The organism is Brachyspira pilosicoli (assembly GCF_019402445.1).
Lineage (GTDB): Bacteria > Spirochaetota > Brachyspiria > Brachyspirales > Brachyspiraceae > Brachyspira > Brachyspira pilosicoli_B.
On the sequence record NZ_SRZM01000281.1, the window covers coordinates 1 to 5,438 of the forward strand.

Consider the following 5,438-nt stretch of genomic DNA (forward strand, 5'->3'; position numbering starts at 1 on the left):
CTTTATTTAGTTTTAATGCACTATATCCAAGAAAAGCTCAAAATGAAGCAGAATTCTTATCGTATATAGCATCTGGTGATATTGAAGAAGTTTCGAATTTTATAAATGATAAGAAAATTAATATAAATGCCAAAATAGAAGATAGTGCTACACCATTAATATTTTCTATTATTTTTAAGCAAGATGAAATATCAAAGATTCTTATAGAAAAAGGTGCGGATATTAATATAAAAGACAAATCAGGATTTACAGCTTTAATATATTCTATAACGTATAATAGAACAGAAATATCAAAAATACTTATAGAAAAAAAAGCTAATGTAAACATAAAGGTTTCATTAAATGGAAATGGAGTATATATGAAAAATTTTACTCCTTTAATACTTAATGAAAATAAAGAAGTAGCTGAGTTATTAATAAATGCTGGTGCTGATATTAATACAAAATTTACTGCAAAATATGATGGACAAAATATAAAATTAGAAAATGCTACACCTTTAATGTGGTTTATTTTTACTGATAATACAGAAATAGCACAGTTATTGATAGAATATGGAGCTGATATCAACGCTAAAGATAAAAGTGGAAACACAGCATTAGTTTATGCAAAAGAAAAAAATAATACTAAAATAGAAAAGTTACTTATATCAAAAGGTGCTAAATAATAATTTTTTCTTCTACTTTTTATTAGTTTTTAATATTATTCTATGTATTAATATTATTAAAATATTATATATAAGCAATGCTATAAAAAATATTTTCATTATAAACATAAAATTTTCAAAAGTTCTTAGTCCATTTCTCAGAGAAAAATATACATAAGCAAATATGGCTAAATATCCATAGAAAGGAGCAAATAATTTATAAGCAAGTCCATAATTAAATGTAATAACAGTAAACCCCAAAGAAAAGCCAAATATTGCAGCTTGTGGTATTAATGGAATAATAGCCTCATACCTATTAGTAAATTGTATTAGTACTATTTGTTTAGCAAACACAATTAAAAATCCTGACAAACAAATAGAAGCAAATATAAAAAGTAGTATTGAATAATAAAGTATTTTATTTTCTTTATTTTTGTTATTATCCTTTTTAGCTATTAGAATATAAGAAAACATCACAGATGCAACAGGGGTTCCTATATAGAAAAACATTTTTATTATTAATGATATTGTAGAATAGTAACCTGCACTTGTTTTATCTAAATATCTATTAGCCATTAATACATCGCTTAATGATATCCAATTAAATATAAAATTTATTATAACAATATTTATTATGTAAGTTAAAAATATATATAAATTTTGCTTAGAGAAATATGTATTTATTTTTTTTATAGAAATAGAATAAGGAAGATTAAGTTTTTTTAGTTCAATTAAATTAATAATTAAATATAAAATACAAAATAAAGTTACAGATATAATAGCTTTTTCTAAAGTAAGAGATGTTATAATAAAATATGCCAAAAGTAAAATTTTTGCTATAAATATTGCTATTAAACTTGCAATATAATCATAAGCTATATAATTATTAATTTTTAATATCGATTGCGACACTATAGTTAAAATACTAGCGAATATTCCAATAGATATTATAAAAAGAGAAATGTAGCTTCTTATATTAAAAAGTATATCCATAAGCGGTATAGATAATATATATAATATAAATATTACAGCAGCAATAATATATCCATAAGCCCAATAACTCCTAGCATCTTCATCATCTTTATAATTATGCATTATATAATAACTAAAACTAGATACTGTGAGAACTATTATAGAATATATATTAATAATACCATTATAATGAGCAAAATCCGATATTGATAAACTTCTATTTACATAAATTGAAGAAACATAATTTAATACACTAGCAATACCATTTATAAATACTAATAAAGCATAATTAATATAATATGAATATTTTTTATATAATGCTTTTATATTATACATATTATATTAATTAAACAACCTTTATATTTATTATCTTCTTCTTAAGAACCATATAAGAATACCTAATATACCAAACAAACAAGGCAAACCAATTTGAGCAACATATCTAATAAAATTAGTTTGTGTTGTTGTAAGAGTAAGATTTTTAATACTAGCCTCTTTTGGTCTTATAGTTATCTTTTGTCTTGCTTCTAATAGATAAGCAACAGTATTCATAAATAAATCTTTGTTACCAGCAAAAGCAACATCTACAGATTGACCTTGCTCAGGATTGATATATGCATTTAGAGCAAAAGTAGCATCTCCAAACACAACAATTCTTGCAGGCACATCTCTACCCTCTATATCATAAGTTCCAGCAATAGCCAAAGGCACAGGACCTGCAATATCTGTTCTAGGGTTAAATCTAGCACGAGATAAATCAAAAGTAGCTTCTTCTTTACCATAACCTTGAGGAGAAGTAGTGATTATATTTTCAAAACTTCCGCTATATTTGCTTTCTCCAGATAAAATACTTCTTGCTACAACTAAACAAGCAAATACATTACCCTCTTTTAGAGTTTGAGTTATAGGATGAGCTGTATACTGAGGAACCACATTAACAGGTATAACAACACTAGATACTGGGTCTATTATATAATCATTTTTTGTCTTAAATCCCCAATCAGATAAAAATACATCTAAATTAGAATTAAAATTACTTCTATCCATAAAACTATCATAAAGTACAAGCAATTTACCGCCTGTCTTTACATAGTTATTTAATTTCTCAATTTCAAAATCGCTGAATGTTTCAACAGGAGAAGCTATTACAATTAAAGAAGCATCTGTTGGAATATTTTCTAATATAATATTTAAATCTCTTACTTTATAGTTTTCATTTTCCAAATAAGTTTTAACATAAGATAATCCCTCGCCTCCTCTGTCTTGAAGCTGTCTTTCTCCATGACCAACTGTAAAATAAACGACATAAGACTCTTGTTCTAATAACGTATATATAGCTTGAGTAAATTTCTCTTCACCAACAAATAAAGGCTCTGAAGTAACTTTAGATTGAGTAGTTAAATCTTTTCTATATACCCTTACCTGTTTACTTTGACCATAACTAAAAATTATCTCACCAACCTGAGTCATTTGATATTTACTTTTAGCAGAAGGTTTTTCTATTGGGTTAATATATTCAACTGTAATATGTTTGCTTAATCTTTGATATTGGTCTAATAATAAATCAGAACGCCAATCAGCAGAAGTTGGGTCTGTACTTGGTGACCTTAAAACAACTATTGAAAGTGGACTATCTATTCTAGAAATTACATCCATAGTTTGCTGAGAAACTGTGTAAGACTTATTTTGTGTTAAATCAAATCTTATAGGGAAGTTTATGCTTATAATATAAAGCCCTACTAAAATGGCTAAAATTATAATAAGAGAAAGTATGCCAAAAAAAGCTTTATGAACAAATCTTGTTTTTAATAGAGAAATTATATTATTTTTTTCTATTATAACGGTAATTGCCGTAAGTATTAATGTTACAGCTAATACAACCCAAAAAATAGCAGTAGGTCTTTGTGTAACTGCATAGAAAAATATCCAAGCGAAAAATAATAGTACCCAAGAAGCAATAGTAGCAATTTTTAAATTAAACTTTTTATTAGACATTGATTATAAATTCCATTTTTCATTAAGATTTAATTGAAATGTTTTAATAAATTTCAATACTGTTTTTATAATCGTATAACTATAGAAATACTTTATAATTATTTTTTTATTTGCTGTTTAAGATAAGCAGATATAAACTCATCAATATTACCGTCCATAACAGAGTTCATATTACCAGTTTCATGACCAGTTCTCAAATCTTTCACCATCTGATAAGGCTGAAAAACATAACTTCTAATCTGATTACCCCAAGCAATATCAGTTTTTTCCCCTGCTATTTTTTGTTTTTCTTTATCAAGCTTTTCTTTTTCTAATTGATAAAGCTTAGCCTTAAGCATTTTCATAGCCATATCTTTATTATTATGCTGACTTCTCTCAGCCTGACATTGAACCACTATATTTGTAGGTATATGAGTTATTCTTATAGCAGAAGAGGTTTTATTAACGTGCTGACCACCTGCTCCAGAAGCCCTATAAGTATCTATTCTCAAATCAGCCTGATTAATTTCAACTTCAATATCTTCATCTATATCAGGCATAACACTTACAGCAACAAATGAAGTATGCCTTTTAGCATTAGCATCAAAAGGTGATATTCTCACAAGCCTATGAACACCTATTTCAGAGCGTAAATATCCATAAGCATAAAGTCCCTGAACATAAAAACTTATTTGTTTTATACCAGCCTCATCACCAGGAAGCTCATCAGTAGTTTCAACTGTAAAACCATGCCTCTCGCAAAAACGCACATACATCCTAGAAAGCATAGAAGCCCAGTCGCAGCTCTCTGTACCACCTGCTCCAGCATTTAAAGTTAAATATGCATTCTTACTGTCAAACTCTCCAGAAAATAAATTCTTTGTCTCTAATTCATTAAAAACCTTTTGTAATTCTATACATTCAGTTTCTAATTCTTTTTCCATTTCTGTATCATTAGAGTCTATTGCCATCTCAACAAGCTCATAAATATTGTTAGCATTTTTTATTAAGTTTTCAATAGGCTCTATCTTGTCAAGAAGAAGCATTCTCTCTTTCATTATTTTTTGAGCAGCAATATTATCATTCCAAAAATCATCTTTAGAAGATATATCATCAATTTCTTTTACCCTTTTATATATAGCCTCAGGGTCAAAGATACCCCCTTAAAACTTCAGTCTGCTCTTTAATCTCTAATACAATATTTTTTATTTCAGATAATGTCATAATATTTTTCCAATATATTAATTATTATTCAATAGAAAGCATTCTAACGCCATTAGTAGGTTTTACAATATAAACATCAGCGTCCCTTCTAGTTTTCTCTTTATAATTAGTATATAAAGCTTCTATTACATTTTCTACTTCAGTTTTCTTAAGCAAAATTAAAACACCACCACCAAAACCTGTACCAATCATACGTGCTCCAAGAACTCCATCCATCTTTGAAGCTTCTTCCACTAAAATATCTTGTTCTGCTGTAGAAACTTCATATAATTTACTTAAACTATCATGAGTTTTTGATATCAATGTAGCTAAATCTTTAATTGCACCTTTCTTTATAGCCTTTACAGCTTGATTTACTCTATCTTCTTCAGAAGACACATATAAAGCTCTTCTTTGTTCTTTATTTTGTAGAGTTTCTTTAATAAAATCAGCATCTTTTGGCTTTAAATCTGATAATAATTTAATAGAAGACTTTTTTTCTTTAAGCTTTTTCAAAGCATTATCACATTCTCTCTTTCTAGCATTATATTCACTATCGCTAGAAGTTCTCTTTTTATTACTATTAACTACAGCTACACAATATTCTCCAAAGTTTATATCTAAATATTCATAGCTCATTTTAAA

At 27.0% G+C, this 5,438-nt stretch carries 4 protein-coding genes and 1 pseudogene; 1 reads left to right on the forward strand and 4 read right to left on the reverse strand.

What is annotated here, in order from left to right; all coding sequences use genetic code 11:
• Positions 1–665: ankyrin repeat domain-containing protein (locus E6A48_RS09125; protein ID WP_219709914.1), on the forward strand; the 665-nt coding region annotated here is incomplete at its 5' end.
• A 12-nt stretch (positions 666–677) separates the two neighbouring features.
• On the opposite strand, the gene E6A48_RS09130 is transcribed toward E6A48_RS09125, so the two are convergent.
• The 4 genes and pseudogenes from E6A48_RS09130 to E6A48_RS09145 all read right to left on the reverse strand — a co-directional run.
• Positions 678–1,952, reverse strand: a complete 1,275-nt coding sequence (locus tag E6A48_RS09130; RefSeq protein ID WP_219709915.1) for an NADH-quinone oxidoreductase subunit L — start codon at positions 1,950–1,952, stop codon at positions 678–680.
• A gap of 30 nt (positions 1,953–1,982) precedes the next feature.
• A complete protein-coding gene (locus tag E6A48_RS09135) occupies positions 1,983–3,611 on the reverse strand; it encodes a GldG family protein (RefSeq protein WP_219709916.1) in 1,629 nt (542 codons plus the stop codon).
• Between the two features lie 98 nt (positions 3,612–3,709).
• A protein-coding gene (prfB, locus tag E6A48_RS09140) for a peptide chain release factor 2 (RefSeq protein ID WP_219709917.1) occupies positions 3,710–4,814 on the reverse strand; the annotation gives its coding sequence in 2 pieces (ribosomal slippage) (positions 3,710–4,741 and positions 4,743–4,814; 1,104 coding nt in all).
• A gap of 24 nt (positions 4,815–4,838) precedes the next feature.
• Positions 4,839–5,438: pseudogene (locus tag E6A48_RS09145) on the reverse strand (galactokinase); the annotation flags it as partial.

Coding starts and splice junctions, on each gene's coding strand:
- E6A48_RS09130 (WP_219709915.1), bottom strand. CDS start 1,952: ATGTATAATATAAAAGCATTATATAAAAAATATTCATATTATATTAAT.
- E6A48_RS09135 (WP_219709916.1), bottom strand. CDS start 3,611: ATGTCTAATAAAAAGTTTAATTTAAAAATTGCTACTATTGCTTCTTGG.